The 25,437-nt window shown below is 70.4% G+C and carries 27 protein-coding genes; 14 read left to right on the top strand and 13 right to left on the bottom strand.

Features of this window, described 5'->3' with window-relative positions; genetic code table 11:
• Positions 1-13 precede the first annotated feature (13 nt).
• Positions 14-1,012, bottom strand: coding sequence for an aldo/keto reductase family protein (locus FLV34_RS02330; protein WP_142644886.1), 999 nt, complete (start codon positions 1,010-1,012; stop codon positions 14-16).
• 63 nt (positions 1,013-1,075) lie between these two features.
• Here FLV34_RS02330 and FLV34_RS02325 point away from each other — a divergent pair, with 63 nt between their 5' ends.
• A complete protein-coding gene (locus FLV34_RS02325; RefSeq protein ID WP_142644887.1) occupies positions 1,076-2,287 on the top strand; it encodes a hypothetical protein in 1,212 nt (403 codons plus the stop codon).
• Between the two features lie 236 nt (positions 2,288-2,523).
• Here the strand turns inward: FLV34_RS02325 and FLV34_RS02320 are convergent, their stop codons facing one another.
• Positions 2,524-3,168, bottom strand: a complete 645-nt coding sequence (locus FLV34_RS02320) for a DUF3043 domain-containing protein (protein WP_142644888.1) — start codon at positions 3,166-3,168, stop codon at positions 2,524-2,526.
• 147 nt (positions 3,169-3,315) lie between these two features.
• Between FLV34_RS02320 and FLV34_RS02315 the strand changes: the two genes are divergently transcribed.
• The 5 genes from FLV34_RS02315 to FLV34_RS02295 are packed head-to-tail and all read left to right on the top strand — an operon-like array spanning position 3,316 to position 6,690.
• Positions 3,316-4,128, top strand: coding sequence for a PspA/IM30 family protein (locus FLV34_RS02315; protein WP_142644889.1), 813 nt, complete (start codon positions 3,316-3,318; stop codon positions 4,126-4,128).
• A complete protein-coding gene (locus FLV34_RS02310) occupies positions 4,125-4,403 on the top strand; it encodes a hypothetical protein (RefSeq protein ID WP_142616785.1) in 279 nt (92 codons plus the stop codon). Before FLV34_RS02315 ends, FLV34_RS02310 begins: the two co-directional genes overlap by 4 nt.
• Positions 4,403-5,293 carry a zinc metalloprotease HtpX gene (gene htpX, locus FLV34_RS02305; protein ID WP_142644890.1) on the top strand — a complete coding sequence of 297 codons (891 nt, stop codon included), beginning with the start codon at positions 4,403-4,405 and terminating at the stop codon, positions 5,291-5,293. The genes FLV34_RS02310 and htpX overlap by 1 nt, the downstream gene beginning before the upstream one ends.
• A gap of 13 nt (positions 5,294-5,306) precedes the next feature.
• Positions 5,307-5,855: a hypothetical protein gene (locus tag FLV34_RS02300; RefSeq protein WP_142644891.1), complete on the top strand. Its 549-nt coding sequence runs from the start codon at positions 5,307-5,309 to the stop codon at positions 5,853-5,855.
• 16 nt (positions 5,856-5,871) lie between these two features.
• The gene (locus tag FLV34_RS02295) at positions 5,872-6,690 is read left to right on the top strand and encodes a maleylpyruvate isomerase family mycothiol-dependent enzyme (RefSeq protein ID WP_147942237.1); all 819 of its coding nucleotides are present in this window, start codon (positions 5,872-5,874) and stop codon (positions 6,688-6,690) included.
• Positions 6,691-6,852: 162 nt separating this feature from the next.
• On the opposite strand, the gene nadA is transcribed toward FLV34_RS02295, so the two are convergent.
• Positions 6,853-8,007, bottom strand: coding sequence for a quinolinate synthase NadA (gene nadA / locus FLV34_RS02290; protein ID WP_221889844.1), 1,155 nt, complete (start codon positions 8,005-8,007; stop codon positions 6,853-6,855).
• A 195-nt stretch (positions 8,008-8,202) separates the two neighbouring features.
• On the opposite strand from nadA, the gene erpA reads away from it, so the two are divergent.
• A complete protein-coding gene (erpA, locus tag FLV34_RS02285; protein WP_079313357.1) occupies positions 8,203-8,556 on the top strand; it encodes an iron-sulfur cluster insertion protein ErpA in 354 nt (117 codons plus the stop codon).
• Between the two features lie 180 nt (positions 8,557-8,736).
• A complete protein-coding gene (locus tag FLV34_RS02280) occupies positions 8,737-9,723 on the top strand; it encodes a carbohydrate kinase family protein (protein WP_142644894.1) in 987 nt (328 codons plus the stop codon).
• 10 nt (positions 9,724-9,733) lie between these two features.
• Here the strand turns inward: FLV34_RS02280 and FLV34_RS41255 are convergent, their stop codons facing one another.
• Both FLV34_RS41255 and FLV34_RS02270 read right to left on the bottom strand, forming a co-directional pair.
• The gene (locus tag FLV34_RS41255) at positions 9,734-10,048 is read right to left on the bottom strand and encodes a sulfurtransferase TusA family protein (protein WP_168065533.1); all 315 of its coding nucleotides are present in this window, start codon (positions 10,046-10,048) and stop codon (positions 9,734-9,736) included.
• Positions 10,048-11,181 carry a cysteine desulfurase family protein gene (locus FLV34_RS02270; RefSeq protein WP_142644895.1) on the bottom strand — a complete coding sequence of 378 codons (1,134 nt, stop codon included), beginning with the start codon at positions 11,179-11,181 and terminating at the stop codon, positions 10,048-10,050. Before FLV34_RS02270 ends, FLV34_RS41255 begins: the two co-directional genes overlap by 1 nt.
• Before the next feature lie 322 nt (positions 11,182-11,503).
• Here FLV34_RS02270 and coxB point away from each other — a divergent pair, with 322 nt between their 5' ends.
• The 4 genes from coxB (at position 11,504) to FLV34_RS02250 (ending at position 15,562) form a co-directional block, all read left to right on the top strand.
• On the top strand, positions 11,504-12,199 hold the full coding sequence (gene coxB / locus FLV34_RS02265) for a cytochrome c oxidase subunit II (RefSeq protein WP_240970787.1): 696 nt from the start codon (positions 11,504-11,506) through the stop codon (positions 12,197-12,199).
• Complete coding sequence (ctaD, locus tag FLV34_RS02260) at positions 12,196-13,860, top strand: cytochrome c oxidase subunit I (RefSeq protein ID WP_260617001.1); 1,665 nt, start codon at positions 12,196-12,198, stop codon at positions 13,858-13,860. Before coxB ends, ctaD begins: the two co-directional genes overlap by 4 nt.
• Positions 13,857-14,252, top strand: coding sequence for a cytochrome c oxidase subunit 4 (locus tag FLV34_RS02255; protein ID WP_142644898.1), 396 nt, complete (start codon positions 13,857-13,859; stop codon positions 14,250-14,252). The genes ctaD and FLV34_RS02255 overlap by 4 nt, the downstream gene beginning before the upstream one ends.
• A 134-nt stretch (positions 14,253-14,386) precedes the next feature.
• Positions 14,387-15,562, top strand: coding sequence for an Ig-like domain-containing protein (locus tag FLV34_RS02250; protein ID WP_168065535.1), 1,176 nt, complete (start codon positions 14,387-14,389; stop codon positions 15,560-15,562).
• Between the two features lie 2 nt (positions 15,563-15,564).
• Here the strand turns inward: FLV34_RS02250 and FLV34_RS02245 are convergent, their stop codons facing one another.
• The 6 genes from FLV34_RS02245 to FLV34_RS02220 all read right to left on the bottom strand — a co-directional run bounded on the left by FLV34_RS02245 (position 15,565) and on the right by FLV34_RS02220 (position 20,977).
• Positions 15,565-15,993 (bottom strand): hypothetical protein, encoded by a 429-nt coding sequence (locus FLV34_RS02245; protein ID WP_369074147.1) that lies wholly within the window; start codon positions 15,991-15,993, stop codon positions 15,565-15,567.
• Between the two features lie 299 nt (positions 15,994-16,292).
• On the bottom strand, positions 16,293-16,562 hold the full coding sequence (locus FLV34_RS02240) for a hypothetical protein (protein WP_147942235.1): 270 nt from the start codon (positions 16,560-16,562) through the stop codon (positions 16,293-16,295).
• A gap of 266 nt (positions 16,563-16,828) precedes the next feature.
• Complete coding sequence (locus FLV34_RS02235; protein WP_147942234.1) at positions 16,829-18,460, bottom strand: ubiquinol-cytochrome c reductase cytochrome b subunit; 1,632 nt, start codon at positions 18,458-18,460, stop codon at positions 16,829-16,831.
• Positions 18,457-19,536: a ubiquinol-cytochrome c reductase iron-sulfur subunit gene (locus tag FLV34_RS02230; RefSeq protein WP_142644902.1), complete on the bottom strand. Its 1,080-nt coding sequence runs from the start codon at positions 19,534-19,536 to the stop codon at positions 18,457-18,459. The genes FLV34_RS02235 and FLV34_RS02230 overlap by 4 nt, the downstream gene beginning before the upstream one ends.
• Positions 19,533-20,342: a c-type cytochrome gene (locus FLV34_RS02225; RefSeq protein WP_142644903.1), complete on the bottom strand. Its 810-nt coding sequence runs from the start codon at positions 20,340-20,342 to the stop codon at positions 19,533-19,535. Before FLV34_RS02225 ends, FLV34_RS02230 begins: the two co-directional genes overlap by 4 nt.
• 17 nt (positions 20,343-20,359) lie before the next feature.
• Complete coding sequence (locus tag FLV34_RS02220; RefSeq protein WP_142644904.1) at positions 20,360-20,977, bottom strand: heme-copper oxidase subunit III; 618 nt, start codon at positions 20,975-20,977, stop codon at positions 20,360-20,362.
• Between the two features lie 162 nt (positions 20,978-21,139).
• Here FLV34_RS02220 and FLV34_RS02215 point away from each other — a divergent pair, with 162 nt between their 5' ends.
• Positions 21,140-21,535, top strand: coding sequence for a response regulator transcription factor (locus FLV34_RS02215; RefSeq protein ID WP_142644905.1), 396 nt, complete (start codon positions 21,140-21,142; stop codon positions 21,533-21,535).
• A gap of 276 nt (positions 21,536-21,811) precedes the next feature.
• Complete coding sequence (gene trpD / locus FLV34_RS02210) at positions 21,812-22,861, top strand: anthranilate phosphoribosyltransferase (protein ID WP_142644906.1); 1,050 nt, start codon at positions 21,812-21,814, stop codon at positions 22,859-22,861.
• 105 nt (positions 22,862-22,966) lie between these two features.
• On the opposite strand, the gene FLV34_RS02205 is transcribed toward trpD, so the two are convergent.
• Positions 22,967-23,254 (bottom strand): Lrp/AsnC family transcriptional regulator, encoded by a 288-nt coding sequence (locus tag FLV34_RS02205; protein WP_142616764.1) that lies wholly within the window; start codon positions 23,252-23,254, stop codon positions 22,967-22,969.
• Between the two features lie 67 nt (positions 23,255-23,321).
• Positions 23,322-25,043, bottom strand: a complete 1,722-nt coding sequence (locus FLV34_RS02200) for a DEDD exonuclease domain-containing protein (protein WP_147942233.1) — start codon at positions 25,041-25,043, stop codon at positions 23,322-23,324.
• Positions 25,044-25,437 lie beyond the last annotated feature (394 nt).

The raw sequence follows: 25,437 nt of genomic DNA, 5'->3' as shown, positions 1-25,437 counted from the left end.
ACCGCGGACGGCGTCACGGACGCGCCGGCGGGCTGACGGTCTTGGCCGGGTCGCGCTCCACGACCGGGCCGAGCACGTCGTCGATCTTCTTGAGCACCTCGGCGTCGAGCTTCACACCCGCGGCCTTGACGTTGTCGCGCACCTGCTCGGGCTTGGTGGCCCCGATGATGGCCGACGACACGTTGGGGTTCTGCAGCACCCACGCCACGGCGAGCTGGGCCATCGAGAGCCCCAGGTCGGCCGCGATCGGCTTGAGGTCCTGCACCCGGCGCAGCAGCTCGTCGTCCATCAGCCGGCCGATGAAGCCCGAGCCGGACGGGTCGGTGGCGCGGGATCCGGCCGGCGGCGGCTGGCCGGGCAGGTACTTGCCGGTCAGCACGCCCTGGGCGATGGGCGACCAGACGATCTGGCCCAGGCCCTCCTTCTCGCACAGCGGCACGACCTCGGCCTCGATGACCCGCCAGAGCATCGAGTATTGCGGCTGGTTGGACACCAGGCGGTCGAAGCCCATCTCGTCGGCGATCTTCAAGGCGCGGGCGATCTGGTCGGCCGTCCACTCGCTGACGCCGACGTAGAGCACCTTGCCCTGGCGTACGAGGTCGTCGAAGGCCCGCAGGGTCTCCTCGAGCGGCGTCTCGTAGTCGAAGCGGTGCGCCTGGTAGAGGTCGACGTAGTCGGTCTGCAGCCGGCGGAGCGACCCGTTGATCGACTCCATGATGTGCTTGCGGGACAGGCCACGGTCGTTCTTGCCCTCGCCGGTCGGCCAGTAGACCTTGGTGAAGATCTCCAGCGACTCGCGGCGGATGCCCTTCAGCGCCCGGCCGAGGACCTCCTCGGCCCTGGTCCCGGCGTAGACGTCGGCGGTGTCGTAGGTCGTGATGCCCTCGTCCAGAGCCGCGCGGACGCACTCGACGGCGGCGTCCTCCTCCACCTGCGACCCGTGGGTGATCCAGTTGCCGTAGCTGATCTCGCTGACCATGAGGCCGCTGCGGCCAAGATGACGGTATTCCATGGTCCGACCTTAGATCACGACACCGAGTCACTCTTCCGGGTAGTTGGCGGTAGGGTGCCCGGCGTGCGCCGGTTGATCGCTTCTCGCCCCGCGCGGCTGGCTCTGGCCGTCGCGCTGGTCGCCGGTGTCGCCATAGGGTTCGTCGCCGTCCGCCGCCGCCGTATCGCCGTACAGGCCGCTCCTCGCCCGGTCCCGGCTGCGCGGCCGGCCGCCTCGCCGCAGGAGACGGGAGAGCCGGCCGGGCGCGGCTCCGAGCCCGTGCTCGGATGGCCCACGAGCGAGGATCTCGCGAGGTACGACCGGCCGGAGGCCGGCGCGCCGGTCGCGCGTCTCCTCGACGGGCTGGCGCGGCTGCGGGGGCCGCACGGGCGCAGGGCGCGCCGCTGGACGGCCGGGCTCGTCGCGCTCGGCCTGCTCGTGCTCACGTCGCAGGCGCTGGAGAGCGCCGTGTTCGGCACGCGGCCCGGGGCGTCGTCCGGCTCGACCGCGTACGCGGGAGACCCCGCCGGCCCCTGCCTCGCGGACGGTTGCACGATGGCGGGGAACCACGTGCCTTCCGGTGGTGAGACGGTGGGGGAGGGATACGTGGAGGAGCACGCCGAGCCCTGCCTCGCGGACACGTGCGGCCTGGTCGGCAACGTCGTGCCGTCCACCGCTCCCGTGGGCGCGGAGGCCGTGTCACAGGCGCCGTCCCCCGCTCCCAAGTGCGGGGTCCGGAGGGCGTCCGCGACCCCCGTCGTACGGCCGGTCTCCCGGCGCGTGACGACCGCGGTGAACCGGCAGTGGCGCCGGATAGAGAGGTGGCTGAAGGCGCACGCGCCCAGGACGTACGCCTCGCTGAACGGCCCGGCCACCCGGCGGCTGGTGGCGACGGCCGAGGCGCGGATGGGGACGCGCATCCCCGACTCGCTGCGGGCCTCGCTGCTGCGCCACGACGGAGCCCGGGGAACGGCCGGGTTCCGGTTCTCGCCCTCTTACGCACTCTTGGGCGCCCGCGGGCTGGTCTCCTCCTGGCCCGAGGCGTGCCGGATGGGCGGGGGCATCCCCTTCGCCTGCAACTCCGACGACGGCGACTATCTCGTGACGGACTCCGCCACGGGCGGGGTGGGCTCGGCGGACCGGGATGCGCCCCACTTCGAGAACGAGTGGCCGTCGTACTACGCGCTGCTCAAGGCCACGGCGGACGGCCTCGCGGAGGGCGGCCCGGTGGGCGGGTGGACCCCCGTGGTGCGCGGGGGCGTCCTCGACTGGGAGTGGGCCGGACAGCCGCGTTGACCGGGCCGGACACCCAGGCGGCCCGGACGAACAGGGCGGGAAGGGTGAACAACCCGCGTTGGGCAGGCCGGATCACCCGGGCGGCCCGGACGAACAGGGCGGGAAGGGTGAACAACCCGCGTTGGGCAGGCCGGATCACCCGGGCGGCCCAGGCCCGGGCGACCTGGGCACCCCGGGTAAGACAGCCCGAACCCGATGGCCCGAATCCGACTGTGTGGTTCAGGCGGTCGTGCGGGTCACTTCTTCGCGCCGGCCGTGCCGGTCGTGTTCTTGACGGCGACCGGCAGCCCGCCGGGCAGGACGTTCGGCTTCGGGAAGCGCAGGCGGCGCATCTGGGACGAGCGCATCGCGGCGTAGAAGCCCACGCCCTTGAGGTCCTCGCCCGGGAACTTCGCCGCCGCCTCCTTCTTCACCCTCCCGGCCACGTAGAAGGAGCTCGCCAGCACGAGCACCATCACGACCGGCAGGGACAGCGTGTAGAGCAGCATGACGGCCGAACGCACCGGGATCGGGAACGGCACCATCGACAGCAGCATGATGACGAACACGACGGGCAGGAAGTACTGCCCCGGCAGCCGCCGCGAGTCCACCCAGTCGCGCGCGAACTTGCGCACCGGGCCGCGGTCGCGTGCCGGGAGCGCGCGCTCGTCGCCGCGCAGCATGGCCTCGCGCTGCTTGGCGCGCAGCGCCTTGTCGCGCTCGCGTGCCAGGCGGTAGGCCTCCTTGCGGTTGGCCGGAGCGGTCACCGGGGAGCGGCGGCGGCCCTGCGCCTCGCTCCGCTTCGGGGTAGGACGGCCCTTACCCGGGGTGCCGTGGGGCTTAGGATCCTCTACAGGGACGGGGGAGTCCTCCGCAGAGGTCTGAGTGCGACGTCGGAACACGTCGCTCAGCCTACCGGGAGTGCAACTTAGTGACGCCCTCGCGCGTTATGCGTAGGGTGAACCCAGGCGGCAGCGCCGCCTGACAAGGGGTTTGAGACGGCTGGGGTCACCCATGCACAACCTTGGAGAAGGGGACGGCCGACGCGCATGAGCGTGATGAAGAGACTTTCCATGATCTTCAAGTCCAAGGCCAACAAGGCCCTGGACAAGATGGAGGATCCGCGGGAGACGCTGGACTATTCCTATCAGCGCCAGCTTGAGCTGCTGCAGAAGGTCCGCCGGGGCGTGGCCGACGTGGCCACCAGCCGCAAGCGGGTGGAGCTGCAGATCAACCAGCTCGAAGGGCAGGCCGCGAAGCTGGAGAACCAGAGCAGGCAGGCCCTGTCGGCCGGGCGTGAGGATCTGGCCCGCGAGGCGCTGACCCGCCGCAACGGTCTCAACGCCCAGATCGCCGACCTGCGCATCCAGTACAGCAACCTCCAGGGCGAGGAGGAGAAGCTCACCCTCGCCAGCCAGCGGCTCCAGGCCAAGGTCGACTCCTTCCGCACGAAGAAGGAGACCATCAAGGCCACCTACACGGCGGCCGAGGCCCAGACGCGGATCAACGAGGCGTTCTCCGGCATCTCGGAGGAGATGGGCGACGTCGGTCTGGCCATCCAGCGGGCCGAGGACAAGACCGCGCAGATGCAGGCGCGCGCGGGCGCGATCGACGAGCTGCTCGCCAGCGGCGCTCTCGACGACTTCACCGGGCAGCGCGACGACATCCAGGCGGAGCTCGACCGCATGGGCGCCGGTTCGGACATCGAGCTGGAGCTCGCCAGGATGAAGGCCGAGCTCGGCCAGGGCCCGGCGCCCAGGAGCGCGATCGAGCAGGGGCAGCCGGGCCAGCAGGGCCAGGCCGCCCCGTCCACCCAGCAGCAGCACACGCAGCAGCTGCGCCAGCCGGGGGAGGGACTGTGATCGTCAGAATCATGGGCGAGGGACAGGTCGAGATCGGCGCCGCCGACATCGACGTCCTCAACGAGCTCGACAGCGAGCTGGAAGCCGCGATCGAGTCGGGCGACGAGACCGAGTTCCGCACCAAGCTGCACGCGCTCCTCGACAAGGTGCGGCATGTCGGCAAGGCCCTGCCGGACGACTCGCTGGAGCCGTCCGAGCTGATCCTGCCGCCGGCCGACGCCTCGATCGAGGAAGTGCGGGAGATGCTCGGGGACACCGGGCTCATCCCTGGCTGATGGCCTCCACGCGCTTCGCCCCAGATCGCGGCCTCACCGTCCGGATGACCGTGACGATGTTCCTGCTCGGCCTGCTCTACGTCGCGTTCGTGGCCGTCCTGGTCGCGGTGGGCGTACGTGCGGTCACCGTGCTCGTGATCGCCGGGGGCCTCCTGCTGGCGCAGTACTTCCTGTCCGACAAGATCGCGCTGTTCGCGATGCACGGGCGGGAGGTCTCCCCGCAGGAGGCTCCCGAGTTGCACGGCATCATCGACCGGCTGAGCGCGATGGCGGGGATGCCGAAGCCCCGCGTGGCGATCGCCGACTCGGATCTCCCCAACGCGTTCGCCACCGGACGCAACCAGAAGAACTCGGTGGTCTGCGTGACCACCGGCATCCTGCGCAGGCTCGACACGCGGGAGCTCGAAGGCGTGCTGGCCCACGAGATGTCGCACGTGGCCCACCGCGACGTGGCGGTGATGACGATCGCCTCGTTCCTGGGGGTCGTGGCCGGTCTGATGACGCGCTTCGCGCTCTACACCGGTCTGGGCGGCCGGCGGAACGACAACGGGCCCCCGATCGGGCTGATCATCTTCGCGGTCTCGGGCCTGGTCTACGCCGTCAGCTTCCTGCTGACGCGGGCGCTGTCGCGTTACCGCGAGCTGGCCGCCGACCGCGCGGGCGCGCTGCTGACGCAGCAGCCGAGCGCCCTGGCCAGCGCTTTGGTCAAGATCAGCGGCGAGATCGGCAGGATCCCGACCAGGGACCTGCGCGAGGCGCAGCCGTTCAACGCCTTCTTCTTCGCGCCCGCCGTTTCCGGCCAGAGCATCGCCTCGCTGCTGTCGACCCACCCCCCGCTGGAGCGCCGGCTGGACCAGCTCGCCAGGATCGCCGCCGCGCTGGGCCGCTGATGAGGGGACGCTGATGGGCTGGTTCGACTCGCTGCTCGGCCGCTCCAAGCCCGCCAGGCCCGACCTGGACGCACTGTTCGCCCTGCCGTCGGCCGCCGTGACGCTGCAGGCCGCCACCGGCTTCGCCCCCGCGGGCACCGGGTCGGTGTGCTTCCGCGCCGCCGAGGGCGGCGCCTTCGCCCGGCTCGAACAGGACATCGAGGCCCTGATGGGCAGGGTCGAGGTCTCCCGGGACTCCTACGGCTACACCTGGCTGCAGGTGCGCAACCCCGACGTGGCCGGGCTCGTGACCGACCTGCATGCCGCCAACTCGTCCCTGGAGTCGGCCGGGTTCGGCCCTTCGCTGCTGTGCTCGCTCGTCACCTTCGCCGACCCCTCCCACCGGAAGCTGGCGATCGTGTATCTCTACAAGCGCGGCACGTTCTACCCCTTCGCCCCCATGGGCGAACCGCGCCGCGACAACGCGCTGGAACTGCAGGTGCGCGGCGTCCTGGACCGCGAGCTCCCGATCGAACCCGAACTCGCGAGCTGGTTTCCCGTCTGGGGCGCCCCGGGCCTCTGACTCCTTGGGAGCCCCCATGACCGAGTGGACCCACCTGCGGCACACCGAGGCCGCCGCCGCGGAGATCGGCCGGATGGCCGAGGCCGTACGGGGACGGGACGGGACGACACCCGTGCCGACCTGCCCGGGATGGGACCTCAGAGAGCTGGTCGAGCACACGGGGGCCATCCACCGGTGGGCCGCCGCGATGGTGCGCGACGCCGCCGTCCGCCGGTACGACCGCGCGGCGATGGACCACGGCTTCCCCGAGGACTTCGCCGGCCACGCCGACTGGCTGGAGGCGGGAGCCGTACGGCTCACCGAGGCGCTGAAGAGCCGCGACCCGGAGACCGAGGTGTGGAACTGGACGCCGAACCGCACCGCCCGGTTCTGGTCGCGCCGCCAGCTCCACGAGACCGTCGTCCACCGCGCCGACGCCGAGATCGCCCTCGGGATCACCCCGGAGGTGGACGAGGACGTCGCGGCCGACGGGGTCGCGGAGTTCTTCGACACGCTTCCGCACGCCCGGTGGCGCTCCCAGATCGCCGAGCTGAAGGGCGACGGTGAGACGATCTCCTGGCGGGCGGAGACGGGCGGGGCCTGGCTCGTACGGCTCATGCCCCAGGGGTTCGCGTACGAGCGGCTCGGCGTGCCGGATGCGGTCACCGCGGATGGCACCGCGGATGTCAGCGCGGATGTCAGCGCGGATGTCACCGCGAATGTCAGCGCGAATGTCACCGTGCGCGCGGAGACGACCGGCGACCTGATGCTGACCTTGTGGGGACGGCGCGAGCCCGGCGCGGTCGAGGGCGACACGGCCCTGCTGGACTGGTGGCGCGAGCGCGCCAAGATCTGAGGCCGGGATCCGCACGGACCGGATCCGCGGCAGGGGCCGTGGAACGCCGGGACAACCCCCGGACACCCCGGACACCCCGGACGACATGGAGAAGCACGGAAACGCAGGGCGCCCCCGGGAGATCCGGGGGCGCCCTGCGTCATGGGGCCGCTGTTACGACGGTTACGGCAGGGCCAGCATGCGGTCGAGGGCGACCTTGGCCCAGTGGGTGGTGTCCTCGTCGACGGTGATCTGGTTGACCACCTCGCCGTCGGCCAGCGACTCCAGCGCCCAGACCAGGTGCGGCAGGTCGATGCGGTTCATGGTGGAGCAATAGCACACGGTCCGGTCCAGGAACGTGATGGTCTTGTCGGGGAACCGGTTCGCCAGCCGGCGCACCAGGTTCAGCTCCGTGCCGACGGCCCACGAGGACCCGGCCGGGGCCTCCTCCAGCTTGCGGATGATGTATTCGGTCGAACCGACGTAGTCGGCCTTGGTCACGACCTCGTGGCGGCACTCGGGGTGCACGAGCACGTTCACCCCGGGGATGCGCTCGCGCACCTCGTCCACGCATGCGGCGGAGAAGCGCCCGTGGACCGAGCAGTGGCCCTTCCACAGGATCATCTTCGCGTTCTCCAGCTGCTCCCGGGTGAGGCCGCCGTTCGGGCGGTGCGGGTTGTAGACCACGCAGTCGTCCAGCGACAGCCCCATCTCCAGCACGGCCGTGTTGCGGCCCAGGTGCTGGTCGGGCAGGAACAGCACCTTCTCGCCCTGCTCGAAGGCCCAGTCGAGGGCTCGCCTGGCGTTCGAGGAGGTGCACACGGCGCCGCCGTGCCGTCCGCAGAACGCCTTGATGTCGGCGCTGGAGTTCATGTACGTGATCGGCACCACCTGGTCGGCGATGCCGGCGTCCTCCAGGGCGTCCCAGCAGTCCTCGACCTGGGTGAAGGTCGCCATGTCGGCCATCGAGCAGCCGGCGGCCAGGTCGGGGAGCACCACCTTCTGGGTGTCACTGGTCAGGATGTCGGCCGACTCGGCCATGAAGTGGACACCGCAGAACACGATGTACTCCGCCTCGGGGCGGGCGGCGGCCTCGCGGGCGAGCTTGAACGAGTCGCCGGTCACGTCGGCGAACTGGATGACCTCGTCACGCTGGTAGTGGTGACCGAGCACGAACAACCGGTCGCCGAGCCGTTCCTTGGCGACGCGGGCGCGCTCCACGAGGGTCGGATCGGACGCTGGAGGCAGCTCGCCCGGGCAGTCGACGCCGCGTTCGCTGTGCGGGTCGGTGCCCCGGCCGAGGATGAAGAGCGGAAGGCCGGTCTCGGTGATCGTCACGACCACACCCCCTCGGGGACTTATCGTCTAACTGACGACTAATCATTACACATCACGTCGCCTGGTTCGTCGCGCGGTCGCCTGTGGGGCATCTGGAATGTGTAGGGCTGCACGGGTGTTGGTAGCGTCTAGTAGGACGTCAGAACCAATCGAACCGCCCCGAAGGGCGGTTGGCGCAGACGCGGGAGTCAGCACATGACGGTTGAGAGCAGCGAGACCACGCAGCAGGGCCTGATCCTGACTGACGCGGCCGCGGCCAAGGTCAAGAGCCTGCTCGAGCAGCAGGGCGAGGAAGGGCTGCAGCTCCGGGTGGCCGTCCAGCCGGGTGGCTGTTCCGGCCTGCGTTACCAGCTCTTCTTCGACGACCGGTCGATGGACGGCGACGTGGTCTCCACCTTCGGCGGCGTGAACGTCGTCACCGACCGGATGAGCGCGCCGTACCTCATCGGGGCCACGGTCGACTTCGTCGACACGATCGAGAAGCAGGGCTTCACGATCGACAACCCCAACGCGACGGGGTCGTGCGCCTGCGGCGACTCGTTCAACTGACAGCGAGCGCGTGCCCGGCGCGCGCCGGGTCGCGCCGCGCTCAAGGGTGGGTCGAACGCCCCGTACGGATCGCTTCCGTACGGGGCGTCGTCATGCCGGAGACGGTACGCTCAGAAGGTTCGGCGGGATCAACGTCCCCGCCCTTGTCTCCCTGATGCTGACAACGAGGAGAATGACCCCGTGCGCATCGCCGTCACCGGCTCAATCGCCACCGACCATCTGATGACGTTCCCCGGCCGCTTCGGCGACCAGCTCATCGCCGAGCAGCTCGACCGGGTGTCGTTGTCGTTCCTCGTCGACGAACTGCAGATCCGCCGTGGCGGATGCGCGGCCAACATCGCGTTCGGCATGGGCTGCCTCGGGCTCACCCCGGTCCTCGTCGGCGCCGTGGGCACCGACTTCGCCGACTACCGCTCCTGGCTGGAGCGCCACGGCGTCGACTGCGAATCGGTGCACGTCTCCGAGCTGCACCACACGGCGCGCTTCCTGTGCACCACCGACGAGGACCACAACCAGATCGCCTCGTTCTACACCGGCGCGATGGCCGAGGCGCGGGAGATCGAGCTGGGCCCGATCGCCGACCGTCTCGGCGGGCTCGACCTCGTCCTGATCAGCCCCAACGACCCGGCGGCGATGCTGCGGCACACCGACGAGGCGCGGCAGCGGGGCATCCCGTTCGCCGCCGACCCGTCGCAGCAGCTCGCCCGCATGCCGGGCGAGGAGATCCGCCAGCTCGTGGAGGGCGCGGCGTACCTGTTCAGCAACGACTACGAGCTCGGGCTGATCGAGCAGAAGACCGGCTGGTCGGGCGAGGAGATCCTCGACCGGGTCGGCGTCCGGGTGACCACCCTCGGGCCGAAGGGCGCCAGGATCGACCGGAAGGGCGAGCCGTCGCTGCACATCTCGCCGGCTCCCGAGCTGGGCAAGGCCGACCCGACCGGCGTCGGCGACGCCTTCCGCGCCGGGTTCCTCGCGGGCCTCGCCTGGGGGCTGTCGCTGGAGCGCTGCGGCCAGATCGGCAACCTCACCGCCACCCACGTGCTGGAGCAGGTCGGCTGCCAGGAGTACGAGCTGAGCCAGCGCGTCTTCCTGGAGCGCTTCGCCGCGGCGTACGGCGCCGACGCGGCCGGAGAGGTGGGGCAGCACGCCCGCTGCCACTACGCCTGACGGCGGGCGCTCAGTAGTTGCGGCGCACGTGGATGGACCAGCCGCCCTGCGGCAGCTCGTAGCTCCCCACGTGCTCGTGTGACTTCAACCGGCACCAGGCCGGGACGTCGGTGAACGCGGCGGGGTCGTCGGCCAGCACGGCGACCACGCCGCCCGTCGCCACCTGGTTGATGCGCTCGGCCAGCATGATGATCGGGATCGGGCACTTGCGGCCCAGCGCGTCGATCGTCAGCGCGGGCGGCTCCGCCGGCTGGACCGGCGGGGCGGGCTCGGCCGCAGCCGCCTCAGGAGACCGTCGGGCGCCGCCCGTCCGTCTGCGCCACATCAGTGCACCCCCAAGCTCGACCGGATCCGCCGCACGATGTCCGGAAGCACCGCGAGGAAACGATCGACGTCGTCCTCGGACGCGCCACGGGGCAGCGATACCCGCACATTCCCATGCGTAAGCACGCCCATCGCCTCCAGAACATGCGATGGACGAAGCGTACTCGCCGTGCAGGAGCTCCCGGACGAGACGGCGAAACCGGCCTTGTCGAGCTCGGTGAGCAGCGCCTCGCCCTCGACGTACAGGCAGGAGAAGGTGACGATGTGCGGCAGCCGCAGGACGGGGTCGCCGACGACCTCCACGTCGGGCACCAGCCGGGGCACCTCGGCGCGGATCCTGTCGACCAGGGCGGACAGCCGCCGGCCCTCGGCCTCCGCCTCCTCGGCCCGGGCGCGCAGCGCCGCGGCGGCGGCCACGATCGCGGGCACGTTCTCGAACCCGGGCACGCGCCGCCGTTCGCGCTCGTCCTCGGGCAAGGGCGAGCGCCAGCGCACGCCCTTGCGCACCGCCAGCACGCCCACCCCGGCCGGGCCGCCCCACTTGTGCGCGCTCGCGGTCAGGACCGACCAGCCCTCCGGGACCGGCAGGCGGCCCGCCGACTGCGCGGCGTCGACCAGCAGCGGCACGCCCGCCTCCCGGCAGGCCCGCGCCGCCTCCTCGACCGGCTGGAGGGTGCCCACCTCGTGGTTGGCCGTCTGCAGGCACGCCAGGGCCGTGCCGGGCCGCGCGACGGCCTCGGCGAACGCGTCCGCGTCCACCCGGCCCGTACGGCTCACGCCGACGATCTCCACCTCGCCGCCGTCGCGCTCGTGGAGGGCGCCCGCGTGCAGGACGCTGGAGTGCTCGACGGCGCCCGCCACGAGGCGGTTCCCGGCCCGGCGGCGGCCGGCCAGCGTGCCGAGCACGCCCAGGTGCACCGCCTGCGTCCCCGAGGCGGTGAACGACACCTCGTCGGGCCGGGCGCCGATCAGTTCGGCTACCTCTGCCCGCGCGCGCTCCAGTAACATCTGGGCCCGGCGTGCCGTGCCGTACAGGCGGGCGGGATCGGCCCAACCGGCGTCGATCGCCGCCAGCAGGGCGTCACGGGCCGCGGGATGGAGAGGTTCGGTCGAAGCCGCGTCCAGGTAGGCCACAGTTAGGACATTAACGGGGGCTGCTCAGAGGGGCGGCGCCGGTCCGCGCTAATGTGTCCCCCAGCGTGAACTCAACCAAGTAAAGGGCAGACCGGCCGCAAGGTTGGCGCAGGTCTCACCCAATGGTCAATTGGAAAAATCGCCCAGGAGAGGAACTCTTGGGCTTCATCTGTGGGGTAGGCGATCCGTGAGTCCGACCCGCCGTACGACACGGCGACCGTGGGCACGCCGCCGGTTGCCCGGAGCCGCCGCCCTGGCGCTGCTGGTGGCGTCCGGGACGGCGTGTAGCAACCAGGCGATCGATCAGTGGTCCCGTGGGGGCATGCCGGAAGGTGTCACCAAGCAGGCCGGCATCGTCCAGACGCTCTGGAACGGGAGCTGGATCGCGGCTCTCGCCACCGGTGTGGTCGTCTGGGGACTGATCCTGTGGGCGTGCATCTTCCATCGCAAGAAGAAGAACAGCCCCGATCAGCTGCCTCCGCAGGTGCGCTACAACCTGCCGATCGAGATCCTCTACACGGTGGTCCCGGTCATCATGGTCGCGGTCTTCTTCTACTTCACGGCACGTGACGAGACCGAGATCACGCGGATCAGCAACGACGCCCCGGTCAAGGTGGCCGTCGAGGGCTACCAGTGGAGCTGGCGCTTCACGACCGAATACCAGGGCCAGAAGGCCGTGGTCGCGGGCGTGCCGGTCGACCTCAGCAAGCAGAGCCCGGAGAACCCGCAGGGTCCGCAGCTCGTGCTGCCGGTCAACACCCAGGTCCAGTTCGACCTGCACTCGCCCGACGTCATCCACTCGTTCTGGGTGCCGGCGTTCCTGTTCAAGCAGGACGTCTTCCCGGGCAACGTGCACAACAAGTTCCAGATCACGACGCTCGACAAGACGGGCGTCTTCGTCGGCCGATGCGCCGAGCTCTGCGGCACCGACCACAGCAGGATGCTGTTCTCCGTGAAGCTCGTCCCGCAGGCCGAGTTCGACCAGTACATCAAGAGCCAGGCGGGGAGTGCGCAGTGACCGCCATCCAGCAACCGGTCGGCCTCGCCGCGCGGCCGTACCGCAAGGGCACGGTCATCGCCAAGTGGCTGTCCTCGACCGACCACAAGGTGATCGGGCACCTCTACCTGATCACGTCGTTCGTGTTCTTCCTCATCGGCGGCCTCATGGCGCTGGTGATGCGGGCCGAGCTCGCGCAGCCGGGGCTGCAGTTCGTGTCCAACGAGCAGTTCAACCAGCTGTTCACGATGCACGGCACGATCATGCTGCTCATGTTCGCGACGCCGCTGTTCGCCGGCTTCGCCAACGAGCTGATGCCGCTGCAGATCGGCGCGCCCGACGTGGCGTTCCCCCGGCTGAACATGGTGAGCTACTGGCTCTACCTGTTCGGCAGTCTGATCGCCGTCGGCGGCTTCTTCACCCCGAACGGGTCCGCGTCGTTCGGCTGGACCGCGTACGCGCCGCTGTCGAACGCGGTGACCTCGCCGGGCCTCGGCAGCGACATGTGGGTGCTGGGCCTGGCGATGTCCGGTCTGGGCACGATCCTCGGCGCGGTGAACTTCATCACCACGATCCTGACCATGCGGGCCCCCGGCATGACGATGTTCCGGATGCCGATCTTCACCTGGAACATCCTGCTGACCAGCATCCTGGTGCTGCTGGCCTTCCCGGTCCTGGCGGCCGCGCTGCTCGCTCTCGAGGCCGACCGCAAGCTGGGCGCGCACATCTTCGACTCGCCCACGGGCGGGGCGATGCTGTGGCAGCACCTGTTCTGGTTCTTCGGTCACCCCGAGGTCTACATCATCGCGCTGCCGTTCTTCGGCATCATCACCGAGATCCTCCCGGTCTTCAGCCGCAAGCCGATCTTCGGCTACATCGGCCTGGTCGGCGCGACCATCGCCATCGCGGGCCTGTCGGTCACCGTGTGGGCCCACCACATGTTCGTGACCGGGCAGGTGCTGCTGCCGTTCTTCTCGTTCATGACGTTCCTCATCGCCGTGCCGACCGGTGTGAAGTTCTTCAACTGGATCGGCACCATGTGGCGGGGACACCTGTCGTTCGAGGCGCCGATGCTGTTCGCGGTCGGCTTCCTGGTGACCTTCCTGTTCGGCGGTCTGACCGGCGTCATCCTGGCGTCGCCCCCGCTGGACTTCCACATCAGCGACACCTACTTCGTCGTGGCCCACTTCCACTACGTGGTCTTCGGCACCGTGGTGTTCGCGATGTTCGCGGGCTTCTACTTCTGGTGGCCCAAGTTCACCGGCAAGATGCTGAGCGACAAGATCGGCAAGCTCCACTTCTGGCTGCTGTTCTTCGGCTTCCACCTGACCTTCCTGGTGCAGCACTGGCTGGGCGTCATCGGTTTCCCCCGGCGCTACGCCGACTACTCGGCGACCGACGGCTTCACCGACCTGAACATGGTCTCCTCGGCCGGCGCGCTCCTGCTCGGCCTGTCCACCCTGCCGTTCTTCTACAACGTGTGGGTGACGTGGCGTAAGGCGCCCAAGGTCACGGTGGACGACCCGTGGGGCTTCGGCGGCTCGCTCGAATGGGCGACCTCCTGCCCGCCGCCGCGGCACAACTTCACGTCGCTGCCTCGGATCCGGTCCGAGCGCCCGGCGTTCGACCTCAAGTACCCGCACATCACCGCCAAGCCTGAGCTGGTGGAGGAGTCCCGATGAAGATCCAGGGGTGGATGTTCCTGCTCTGCGGCGTCTTCTTCGCCGCCGCGGACGTGGTCTACTGGTTCTGGTCCAAGGAGCCGACCGGCACCACCGCCATGGCGATCTCCGTCGGCCTGGCTCTCATGATCGGCTACTACCTGCTGTTCACGGCGCGCCGCATCGGCGACCAGCCGGAGGACAACAAGGAGGCCGAGATCAGCGACGGCGCGGGTGAGATCGGCTTCTACAGCCCGCACAGCTGGTGGCCGCTGTTCGTCTGCCTGTCGGCCGCGCTGACGTTCTTCGGCTTCGCGGTCGGCTGGTGGCTGTTCTTCATCGGCCTGTTCTGCACCGTCATGAGCATGATCGGGTTCGTGTTCCAGTACTACCGGGGCAACTTCTCGCACTGAGCGGGTGAAGGGCCTCTGACGGCCGGTCGGCGATCTCGCCGGCCGGCCGTCGTGTTCTTTGCCGCCATGCGGTCCCCGGACTGCCCGAACGGTACGTCATCAGGGAATAACCCCCGGAAAGCGACGCTAGGGGGATGGACGTGCGTGCTGGGGCGGGGGCGCTGGCCCTTCTCGTGATGGTTGCCGGATGTTCCACGTCGAGCGGACGGGATGAAGACCAAGGCCCACGGACGGCGATCAGCATCAGCCCGCTCGACGGCGCCGCGGGCCTGCCGCCCGAGCTGCCGATCCTCATCGGTGCGGCGAGCGGCACGCTCACCCACGTGGCCGTACAGGCCGGGGGAAAGCCCGTCGCGGGCGTGTTCAGCCCCGACCGCACCCAGTGGCGCAGCGAGCGCTCCATGGCCCCGGGGACGTCCTACAGCGTCGAGGCGACGGCGGCGGGGCCCGGCGGCTCGACGACCAGGACCGTCCGCTTCACCACGAAGCAGGCCGCCAAGATCTTCGGCATCTCCACCCTGCTGCCCAACAAGGAAGACACCGGCCTGAAGGTCGGCGTCGGCATGCCGATCATCATCACCTTCGACAAGCCGGTCACCGACCGCGTGTCCGTCGAGCGCAACCTGATCGTGCAGGCGTCCAAGCCCATCGAGGGCGCCTGGCACTGGCTCGACGACAAGAACGTGGTCTTCCGCCCGGAGAAATACTGGCCGACGTACACGAAGGTCCGCGTCACCGCGCGCCTGGCCGGCGTCAGGGGCGGCGAGGGCATGTACGGCAAGCAGGACTACGTCAGGAACTTCGAGATCGGCCGCTCGCAGATCAGCGTCGCCAACACCCAGACGCACCACATGAAGATCGAGCGGGACGGCAAGCAGATCAAGAACATGCCGATCAGCGCGGGCATGGGCGACGTGCTCCGCCACCACACCACCAGCGGCATCCACGTGGCGATGTCCAGGGAGGACGTCACGGTCATGACGTCGCCGGACGCGGGCCCCGGGCAGGCCGGCTACTACCAGACGACGGTGTACAACAGCGTCCGCATCTCCAACACCGGCGAGTACGTCCACGGCGCTCCGTGGTCCGTGGGCGACCAGGGCAACTCCAACGTCAGCCACGGCTGCGTGAACGTCAGCCCGGAGAACGCCAAGTGGTTCAAGAACAACACCCTGATCGGCGACCCGATCATCGTGACCGGGACGCCGCGCAGGCTGGAGGCCACCAACGGCTGGAGCTACTGGCAGGACTCCTGGCCGCAGTGGCTCAAGCGGAGCAGCCTGCGTGCCGCTCCCTCCGAGAGCCTGTGAGCTCACCGCCGTACGGGCGGCCCGTCTCGGATAACGGCGGTGGCGGCGGCCCCCCCCAGCAGCAGCGCCCACCCTGTCAGGCGGCCGTCCAGCCGCCCGCGCGCCCACAGGACGCCCAGACAGTACGGCACCAGCCAGCCGGTCCCCACGTTGGTCCAGCCCACTCCGTGCGTCCAGGACGGCCCGTCCAGGCCGAACCTGACGAGGTCGGCCAGGGCGACGGCCGCGAGCGGCCACACCGGGTGCAGCCGGGCGGCGAGCGGGGTCGCCGCCGTCAGCGCGGCGAAGACCAGCAGGAACCACATCGGCGACCACACCAGCTTGACCAGCGCGTGGACGGTGCCCGGATCGGCCCCCCACGCGAGCATCGCGACCGCCGCCGCGCTCCACACGCCCACCAGGGGCACCGCAGGGCGGAACAGCCGGCCCATCCGGGCGGCGGCCCACCGGCCCGTGGCCCTCGCCCCTGGCCCGCGCGCGGCCGTGGCTCTCGACGGCCACCCGCCCGCCCACGAAGAAGAACACGGCCATGGTCTGGAACAGCCAGGAAGCGGGCGCGAGCCGCGGCATGTACTTCAACGGGCTGGTGACGCGCAGCATGCCGCTGTCGGCGACGGGGGCGGTCACCAGCCAGTGGCCCGCCACCACACCGGCGATGGCGACGGCGCGCAGCGCGTCGACGGCCCGGTCGCGCCCGCCGGGTGTCGCCGCCTCGACGCGCTGGACGAGGTCACGGAGCATGGCTCACCCCGGTGGGAGCATGCCCCGGCAGGATCCGGGCGATGCTCGCCAGAGCGGGCGATCCGTCGTCCAGATAGTCGCTGTGACCACCGTCGCCCGCGGCGAAGATCCGGGCGCCGAACCCGGGGGCCATGGGGTCCGCGCCGAGCCCGATCGTGCCGAAGGGCAGGCGCACGGGATCGAGGCCACCCGGCTGATCACCGAGGGCTGCGGCGCGCAGGTCCTCGTCCTGACCGTGATCGGCGAAACGCGGAAACACCGAGCGAGCCGGAGGGGGCGCGCCGGTGTGTCTGGAGTGAGGAGCGCGCGGGAGCGGAGCGACCAGAGCGTGACGAGGGTTGTGTTCATCGCGCGTCTCCGGCACGACTCATCGCGCGCCTCCGGCACGACTCATCGCGCGCCTCCGGCACGACCGGCGGGTCCGAGCACCCCGATGAGCGACGCGGGAAACACAGAAACGCAACGGCCCGGCGGGGGAGTGGTTCCCCCAGCCGGGCCGCTTCGTGCCGGTAGGTCAGGTGCCCGTCAGTGGAGCTCCTTGCGGTCGCCTGCGCCGACGCCCGCGTGCTCCCCCTCGTGGCCCTCCTCGTGGTGGCCGTCGGTCAGCGGCACGTGGTCGGTGCCGTACGCCTCGCTCAGCTTGGCCCGGAGCCGGCCGAGGGCGCTGCGGGCGCTCTTGGGCGGGATGCCCTCGCCGTCCTCGGCGCTTTCGAGCACCGGGATCTCCTTCTTGCCGCGGATGTGCTCGGCGATGTCCTCCGCCGGCGGCGTGTGGATCTCGATGTACTGGCCGTTCGGCATCCGCTTGATGACGCCGGACTCCACGCCGTGGGACAGCACCTCGGCGTCCTTGCGCTGGAGGCCGATGCACATCCGGTAGGTGATCCAGTACGCGATCGCCGGGCCGACGAAGATCGCGACCCGCCCGAACCAGGTCGTCGTGTACAGGCTGATGTGGAAGTTCGCCGAGATCTCGTCGTTGGCGCCCAGCAGCCACAGGATGCCGTAGAAGGTCATGCCCGAGATGCCGATGGCCGTACGGTGCGGGTTGTTGCGCGGCCGGTCGGCGACGTGGTGCTCGCGGCGGTCGCCCGTGACCCACTGCTCCAGGAACGGATAGAGCGCCAGGCCCGTCATGACGATGCCCAGCGGCACCAGCGCCGGGATCAGCACGCTGAACGTCACCGTGTGGCCGAGGAAGTTGATCTCCCAGGCCGGCATGAGACGCAGCGCGCCCTCCAGGAAGCCCATGTACCAGTCGGGCTGGGAACCGGCCGAGATGTCCGCCGGCGTGTACGGCCCGAACAGCCAGATCGGGTTGATCTGGGCGAAGGTGCCGAGCAGCGCGATGACGCCGAACGTGAACAGGAAGAACGCGCCCGCCTTGATCATGAAGGCCGGGTAGAACGGGGCGCCCACCACGTTCTTCTCGGTCCTGCCCTTGCCCGGCATCTGCGTGTGCTTCTGCACCCACATCAGGATCATGTGGGCCGTGACGAGCGCGAGCAGGATGCCCGGGATCAGCAGGATGTGGATCGAGTAGAACCGCGAGATGACGTCGTGGCCCGGATACTCGCCGCCGAACAGGAAGAACTGGAGGTAGGTGCCCACGATCGGGATCGCCAGCATGACGCCCTCGGTGATCCGCAGACCGGCGCCGGAGAGCAGGTCGTCGGGGAGGGAGTAGCCGGTGAGGCCCTCAAGGAGCGCCAGCGAGAGCAGCAGGATGCCGATGATCCAGTTGAGCTCGCGCGGCTTGCGGTACGCGCCGGTGAAGAAGACACGGAGCATGTGCACCGTCATGCCGGCCACGAACAGCAGCGCCGCCCAGTGGTGGATCTGCCGCATGAGCAGACCACCGCGGACGTCGAAGCTGATGTGCAGCGCCGAGGCGTAGGCCTCCGACATCTTCACGCCGTACAGCGGGGCGTAGTTGCCCGTGTATGTCGTCTCGGCCATACCCGGCTTGAACCAGAACGTCAGGAACGTACCGGTCAGCAGCAGGATGATGAACGAGTAGAGAGCGATCTCCCCCAGGAGGAACGACCAGTGGTCGGGGAAGATCTTCCTCAGGTTGCGCTTGAGGAAGTTCCCCGCGCCGATGCGGTCGTCGACGAACGTCGAGACGCCTGTGATGGCCTTCGGGGGAGCGTTCATGATGCTTTCTCCCTAACTTCGGCTTCGGCGTCGCCGCGCTCCCAGAAGCTGGGACCGACCGGGACGTCGAAGTCGGACTTCGCGACGAGGTAGCCCTCCTCGTCGATTCCGATGGGGAGCTGCGGCAGTGGCCGCGCGGCGGGCCCGAAGACGACCTTCGCGCCGTCCGCCGCGTCGAAGGTCGACTGGTGGCACGGGCACAGGATGTGGTGCGTCGTCTGCTCGTAGAGCGCCGCCGGACAGCCCACGTGGGTGCAGATCTTGGAGTAGGCGACGATGCCGTCGTGCGTCCAGTTCAGGTTCGTGCCGGACTTGAGCTCCTCCGGACGGAACTTGAGCAGGATCAGCGTCGCCTTGGCCAGGGCGTTCAGGTCCTCCTCGTAGCCCTCGGGGACCACGGAGAGGATGCCGCCGGGCGAGTTGAAGTCGGCCGCGCGGATCGGCTGGCCGGAGCCCTCGACCACGAGGCGGCGCGGCTTGCCGTCCTTGGTGGGCTCGCCCCAGACGGTGTGCCTGAGCGAGGTCCCCGGCAGCGGGCCGAGGTCCTTCAGCAGCACCAGCGGCGCCAGGCCCAGCGGAGCGGCGGCCAGCAGCAGCGTGCGGCGCAGCAGCCTGTGCTTGACGAAACCGCTCTCGTCGGCGCCCTGGAGGAAGGTCTCCTGGACGTACTCACGCGTGTCGTCGTCGGAGCGCATCTCGTGGCGCTCCTGGACGAGGTTGTACTTCGGCATGATCCGCCGGACCCAGACCGTGAGCCCCGCGGCCAGCGAGAGCAGGGCCAGGGCCAGGGTGCCGCCGAGCGCGAGGTTCGACGTGGCCGTCCTGTCGATCGTGCCGACCTGGAAGATCACGTACGAGGCGATGAAGCCGGCCCCGGCCAGGAAGGTGACCAGGAACAGCAGAGCGACGAGGCGCTCGGCCTTGCGGGCCTTGACCGGGTCCTGCGGGATCACGCCGGGAACGCCCTCGGGCGCGTGGACCGGGTCGGTGTCGACGATCGGCGCGTCCGCGGGCGGAGTGCCGAGGACGCGCGTCGGCACCCGGCCGCTCTCGGGGAACTCGTTCTGCTCTGTCATGCCGCCCGTCGCTTCTTCGCTGTGATCCAGATGGAGGCCAGGATCAGGAGGCTGAGACCCACGACCCACGCTACAAGGCCCTCGGTGACGGGACCGATACGGCCCAGACCCGAACCGCCCGGGTCGACCTGCGACCGCACGTGGGTGATGTACGCGATCATGTCACGCTTCTGCTCCGGCGTGATCGTCGAGTCGTTGAACACCGGCATCGCCTGCGGGCCGGTGGCCATCGCCTCGTAGATCTGCGTCGGCGTCGCCGGGTTCAGCGGCGGCGCGTACTTGCCGTAGGTCAGCGCGCCGCCGGCGCCCACGAAGTTGTGGCACTGGATGCAGTTGGCGCGGAAGAGCTCGCCGCCCTTGGCCGGGTCGCCCTTGGCCGGGTCGACCTGCTCGGCGCTGGGCACCGTCGGGCCGCCGCCCAGCGACTGGACGTACGCCGCGAGCTGGTCGACGGCCTGGTCGGTCGCCCACTCGGCGCGCGGCTTGCGCGGAGCCTGGGGACCCGCGTCGGCGGCCGGCATGCGGCCGCTGCTCACCTGGAAGTTCACAGCGGCGGCTCCGACGCCGATGAGCGTCGGAGCCTTCTTGGTGCCTTCGGCGTTCATGCCGTGGCAGCTCGCACAGTGCGCCACGAAGAGGCTCTTGCCCTGCGCCACGTCGTCGGCCTTGCCGGACGCGATCGCGGCGTCCGCGGTGCTGCCGTTCGGCGCCGCGAGCGCATAGCCGCCGCCGAGCAGGCCCAGCGCGAGCGCCACGACGGCGACTCGCGCGAGGGGATGGCGCCGTCGGGCGGTGATGGAATTCACCGAAATCCCCGTTCCGATCATTTGATGATGTAGATGGTCGCGAAAAGGCCGATCCAGACCACGTCGACGAAGTGCCAGTAGTAGGACACGACGATCGCGCTGGTCTGCTGCTCATACGTCAAGCGCTTCGCGGCGTACGTGCGTCCCAGGATGAAGAGGAACGCGATCAGACCACCCGTCACGTGCAAGCCATGGAAGCCCGTGGTCAGGTAGAACACCGAGTCGTACGGAGAGTGCGAGAGGATGTGACCCTCCTTCGCCAGGTTTCCGTACTCCCAGAGCTGTCCGCCCACGAAGAACGCACCCATCAGGAAGCTTACGACATACCAGAATCGCAGCTTCTTGACCTGGCCTTTCTCGACGGCCCACACGCCCAGCTGGCACGTGACGCTCGACAGAACCAGGACGGTCGTGTTGAAGGTCGCGAACGGGACGTTGAGGTCCGCCTCGGGCCAGTGAGTGCCCTGCCCCAGGCTGACCGACCGGATGGTGAAGTACATCGCGAACAGCGCCGCGAAGAACATGAGCTCAGAGGACAACCACACGATGGTGCCGACCTGAACCAGGTTCGGCCGGCTGGACCCGTGCGGTCTCGTCGTCGTAGTAATTGCGGATGCTGTCGCCACGCCCAGCATTATTGCGGCTCCCCAGGTCGGGTCGCCCCACGACCCCCCGCTAGGGTCCATCTGCGCCTACGAAACGGGCATGTCATCGCAATCGCCCCGGGGCTGCGAGCCCTGCAGCCGCGCCGGTAGCATCACGATGACCATACCCCGCGATTCGACAGTGAGCGTGAAATGAGGGTTCTCGTCTACAGCGACGACGCAAGCACCCGGGAGAAGGTGCGGCTGGCCATCGGGCGGCGCCCCGCCGCGGACGTGCCCCTCGTCGAGATCGTCGAGTGCGCGACCCAGCCGGCCGTGATCAAGCACCTCGACTCCGGCGACATCGACGTCGCCATCCTTGACGGCGAGGCGCAGCCGGCCGGCGGGATGGGGGTCAGCCGGCAGGCCAAGGACGAGGTGCACAACTGCCCCCCGATCCTGCTGCTGATCGCCCGCAGGGACGATCGCTGGCTGGCCAACTGGTCCCGCGCCGACGCCGTCGTCGCGCAGCCCATCGACCCCGTCGTCCTGGCCGAGGCCGTGGCCGACCTCATGCGGCGCCGTCTCAGCCTCACCAAGGCGCACTGAGCCGCGCGCCCCGAGCCGCGCCCGTGAAGGGGTGCCCTCAGCCGGACGTGCCGAATCGGGCGCGCCGGGCGGGGCACACCGAACCGGGCGCTCCAACGAAGGCGCGGGAGCCCCGGCGCGTCGTCAGGCGGGCCCGCAAGCGGGGGCGCCGGCGCCGGGCACACCCTGACCCTGGACGCCGGGCGCGGTCGCGCCCGGCCCCGCGTCCCGGCCTTCCGGCCGCGCCGCACAGCCGACACGCCGACCCGACTCCACATCGAATCCGCGGAGCCCACCATGGACACGCGCACCACCTGGCCCTCCACGCTGAACGCCCTGCTGGCGGGCGAGAACCTCACGGCCGACGAGACGGCCTGGGTAATGGGGGAGATCATGTCGGGGTCGGCCACCCCGGCGCAGATCGCCGCCTTCGCCGTCGCCCTGCGGGCCAAGGGCGAGACCGTCGCCGAGGTGACGGGCCTTGTCCGCACCATGTTCGAGCGCGCGACCCCGCTCACGGTCGAAGGGCGGGTGGTCGACATCGTCGGCACCGGCGGCGACCGGGCGCACACCGTCAACGTCTCGACCATGGCCGCCATCGTCGCGGCGGCGGCCGGGGCCCGGGTCGTCAAGCACGGCAACCGGGCGGCCTCCTCGCTGTGCGGCGCGGCCGACGTGCTCGAACACCTGGGCGTCGCCCTCGACCTGTCGCCGGAGACCACCGCCAGGGTCGCCGTGGAGGCCGGCATCGCCTTCTGCTTCGCGCCCGTCTACCACCCGGCGCTGCGCTTCACCGGCCCGCCGCGCAAGGAGATCGGCGTGCCGACGGTGTTCAACTTCCTCGGGCCGCTGGCCAACCCCGCGCGCCCCGCCGCCCAGGCGATCGGCGTGTTCGACGCGCGCATGCTGCCGGTCATGGCCGGGGTCTTCGCCGAGCGCGGCGTGTCGGCGCTGGTCTTCCGGGGCGACGACGGCCTCGACGAGCTGTCCACCGCGGCCCCGTCGACTGTCTTCGTCGTCCGCGACGGCACCGCGACCCAGACGACGATCGACCCGGCCGACCTCGGCATCCCCCGTTCCCAGCCGGGCGACCTGCGCGGCGGCGACGTCGAGTTCAACGCGGCGGCGGTGCGCGACCTGCTGCGCGGCAAGACGGGGCCGGTGCGCGACGCGGTGCTGCTGAACGCGGCGGCCGGCCTGGTCGCCTACGACGGCCCGGGCGACGACCTGACCGGCGACCTGCGCGCGGCGTACGCCCGCGCGGCCGAGGCGGTCGACTCGGGCAGGGCCGCGCAGACCCTGGAGCGCTGGATCGAGATCAGCAGCGCGCTCGGCGGAAAGGGCTGATCGCGCTCCCGATCGGGATCGCCTCCACCGCGGGAGGGCCCGGCCGTCCGCCGTGACGGGGACGTGCCGGGTCCGGCCTGAACCGCCGCGCCGCCGGGCGGGGTCTCAGTCGGCGTCGGCGAGGCCGATGGAGAAGGCCGCCTCCAGGTCGTGACGGGAGTAGGTGCGGAAGGCGATGTGCGTCTCGGTGTGCCGCACGCCCGGCACCTTGTTGACGCGGCCGGGCACGACCTCGGCCACCTCGTCGTATCGGCCGACCCTGACCATGGCCAGCAGGTCGAACTCGCCGGTGATCGAATACACCTCGCTGACGCCCTCGATCTCGGCGATGGCCTGGGCGACCTCGGGGATCCTGTCGACGTCCGCCTTGATGTGGACGATCGCGGTGACCATGCGCGTCTCTCCTGCTGTCTCGCGGCTCGGGTCTGTCGCCCCCGACCTTAGTGCCACCCCCGCGGCCTCACCGCAGGGGCCGTCCCTCACGGCGGTCGCCGCGCTGGTGCCGGTAGGCGCGCTCGATGCGCTCGACCAGGCGCCCGGCGCCGTACGCGGGGAGGCTCCAGGTGCCGTCGACCTGGACGAGGCGCACGCCGGGGGAGTCGAGCCAGCGCAGCACGCACTCGGTCTCCTCGGCGCTGGCGGCCGGGGTGGGCCCGGGACCGGGGACGACGGTCTCCGCCGTGGCGACCAGCGCGTCCACGTACGGCGTGGGGTGGGCGCCCCTGGGCATCACGCCGGCCGCGGCGAGCCTGCCGTGCCGGATGACGTGGATGTCCCAGCCGCCGTCGAAGGCGGGGCTGGCCGCGACCATCTGCGGGATGCCGGTCAGGGACCGCAGGCGCTGCATGCGCGCGGCGGTCCTGACGTAGGCCGCGAGGCGGTCCCGGTCGACGGCCGCCTCCTCATAGCGCTGCTCGGCCGACAGGCGGCTCATGCGCGCCTCCATCGCCGAGAAGACCGCCTCCGCGTCGAGCTCCATCGCGTGCCGGGCGCGGCGGACGTGGCGGGCGTAGCTCTCCTCGCTCTCGCGGCCCTCGCAGGGCGCGCCGCAGCGGCCGATCTCGGCGAGCGCGCAGGCGGGGCGGCGCACGCGGGGCGACAGCCGTTCGGTGCACTGGCGCAGCGGCAGCGCCTCGTGCATGGCGGTCCGCGCGTCGTCGGCGGTGCGGCTGCTGCCGAACGGGCCGAGATAGGTCGCGCCGTCGTCCTTCACCTCGCGCACGACGCTGAGCCGCGGGAACGCCTCGTCGGTCAGCTTGAGCCAGACCACCCGCTCGGGGAAGCGGGACCGCCTGTTGTAGCGCGGCTTGGTGGCCCCGATCATCCGCAGCTCGCGGATCTCGGCCTCCAGCGCGGTGGCGCAGACGATCGTCCTGACCCGCTCGGCGATGCCGACCATCTCGCGGATGCGGGAGCGGGTCTCGCTCGCGGTGAAGTAGCTGCGCACGCGGTTGCGCAGGTTGGAGCTCTTCCCGATGTAGAGCGCCTCGCCGTTGGCGTCTTCGAAGATGTAGACGCCGGGCGCGCCGGGCACCCCGTCGGCGAGGTGGCGTTTGCGCTGCTGCTCCGGCGTGGGAGCGCGCACGAAGCCGCGCAGGTCTTCCAGCGTGTGCACGCCGAGCGACCCGACCCGGGCGATGAGGCCGTGCAGCACGTCGACCGTGGCCTTCGCGTCGGCCAGCGCCCGGTGGCAGGGCTCGGTGGAGCTGCGGAAGACCCGCGCGAGGGTGGCCAGCTTGCAGTTGGGCGTCTCGTCGCGGGTCAGCACGCGGCGCGCGAGGTCGGCGGTGTCCACCACCGGGTTGGCCGGGGGCGGGTAGCCGTTGACCTGGCACGCCGCCTTCAGGAACGACATGTCGAACGGCGCGTTGTGCGCCACCAGCGCGGCGCCCGCGATGAACTCCAGGAAGCTCGGCAGCACCTCGGAGAACTTCGGCGCGGCCACGACCATCGCGTCGGTGATGCCGGTCAGCACGGAGATGAACGGCGGGATCGGGCCACCGGGGTCGACCAGCGTGGCGAACTCGCCGATCACCTCGCCGCCGCGCACCTTCACCGCGCCGATCTCCGTGATGGCGTGCTCCGCGGACGACCCGCCGGTGGTCTCCAGGTCGAAGACGACGAACGTGACCTCCCGCAGGGGAGTGCCGAGCTCGTCCAGCGTGCCCTGTACCGCATCCACGCCCAAGACCATAGAAGTCCCGACCGACAATTGCCGCACCCACCCCATGCGGAGGTCAAGCGACGGTCAGGCGGGCGGCTGCGCCCAGGCCGCTGCGGCGCGCCATTCGCGGGCCGGCATCGCGTAGACCAGCTCGTCGCTCCAGGCCCCGGCGAAGCGTGTGAACACCGCCGAAAGCGTACGGACGGGAATCGGGCCGTCCGCGAAGGGGTTGTGCGTCGCCGGGTCCCGGCCCCGGCGGGCGTCGTGACAGATCATGAACGCGACATGGTCACGGTGTGACGGCCGTACCCTTAAAAGAAGACAGGAACATGGGAGTGTCTCGCAGATCTTGCCGTGGGAGGGCGGTCCGGTGGGCGCGCCGTGAGGCTCACGCCTCGGGGACGCCGGATAT

It is taken from the genome of Microbispora sp. CSR-4 (assembly GCF_008033685.1).
GTDB lineage: Bacteria > Actinomycetota > Actinomycetes > Streptosporangiales > Streptosporangiaceae > Microbispora.
The sequence above is the reverse complement of the archived record's forward strand: the minus strand, read 5'-3'. Positions and strand labels throughout refer to the sequence as shown.

Excerpts from the sequence above, each read along its gene's own strand:
- erpA (WP_079313357.1), top strand. The coding sequence starts at position 8,203 with ATGACGGTTGAGAGCAGCGAGACCACGCAGCAGGGCCTGATCCTGACT.
- FLV34_RS02235 (WP_147942234.1), bottom strand. The coding sequence starts at position 18,460 with ATGAACGCTCCCCCGAAGGCCATCACAGGCGTCTCGACGTTCGTCGAC.
- FLV34_RS02330 (WP_142644886.1), bottom strand. The coding sequence starts at position 1,012 with ATGGAATACCGTCATCTTGGCCGCAGCGGCCTCATGGTCAGCGAGATC.
- FLV34_RS02205 (WP_142616764.1), bottom strand. The coding sequence starts at position 23,254 with ATGGTCACCGCGATCGTCCACATCAAGGCGGACGTCGACAGGATCCCC.
- FLV34_RS02250 (WP_168065535.1), top strand. The coding sequence starts at position 14,387 with ATGGACGTGCGTGCTGGGGCGGGGGCGCTGGCCCTTCTCGTGATGGTT.
- FLV34_RS02215 (WP_142644905.1), top strand. The coding sequence starts at position 21,140 with ATGAGGGTTCTCGTCTACAGCGACGACGCAAGCACCCGGGAGAAGGTG.
- FLV34_RS02245 (WP_369074147.1), bottom strand. The coding sequence starts at position 15,993 with ATGGGCCGGCTGTTCCGCCCTGCGGTGCCCCTGGTGGGCGTGTGGAGC.
- FLV34_RS02230 (WP_142644902.1), bottom strand. The coding sequence starts at position 19,536 with ATGACAGAGCAGAACGAGTTCCCCGAGAGCGGCCGGGTGCCGACGCGC.
- trpD (WP_142644906.1), top strand. The coding sequence starts at position 21,812 with ATGGACACGCGCACCACCTGGCCCTCCACGCTGAACGCCCTGCTGGCG.
- coxB (WP_240970787.1), top strand. The coding sequence starts at position 11,504 with ATGCCGGAAGGTGTCACCAAGCAGGCCGGCATCGTCCAGACGCTCTGG.
- FLV34_RS02220 (WP_142644904.1), bottom strand. The coding sequence starts at position 20,977 with ATGCTGGGCGTGGCGACAGCATCCGCAATTACTACGACGACGAGACCG.
- FLV34_RS02300 (WP_142644891.1), top strand. The coding sequence starts at position 5,307 with ATGGGCTGGTTCGACTCGCTGCTCGGCCGCTCCAAGCCCGCCAGGCCC.
- FLV34_RS41255 (WP_168065533.1), bottom strand. The coding sequence starts at position 10,048 with ATGTGGCGCAGACGGACGGGCGGCGCCCGACGGTCTCCTGAGGCGGCT.
- FLV34_RS02255 (WP_142644898.1), top strand. The coding sequence starts at position 13,857 with ATGAAGATCCAGGGGTGGATGTTCCTGCTCTGCGGCGTCTTCTTCGCC.
- FLV34_RS02315 (WP_142644889.1), top strand. The coding sequence starts at position 3,316 with ATGAGCGTGATGAAGAGACTTTCCATGATCTTCAAGTCCAAGGCCAAC.
- htpX (WP_142644890.1), top strand. The coding sequence starts at position 4,403 with ATGGCCTCCACGCGCTTCGCCCCAGATCGCGGCCTCACCGTCCGGATG.
- FLV34_RS02295 (WP_147942237.1), top strand. The coding sequence starts at position 5,872 with ATGACCGAGTGGACCCACCTGCGGCACACCGAGGCCGCCGCCGCGGAG.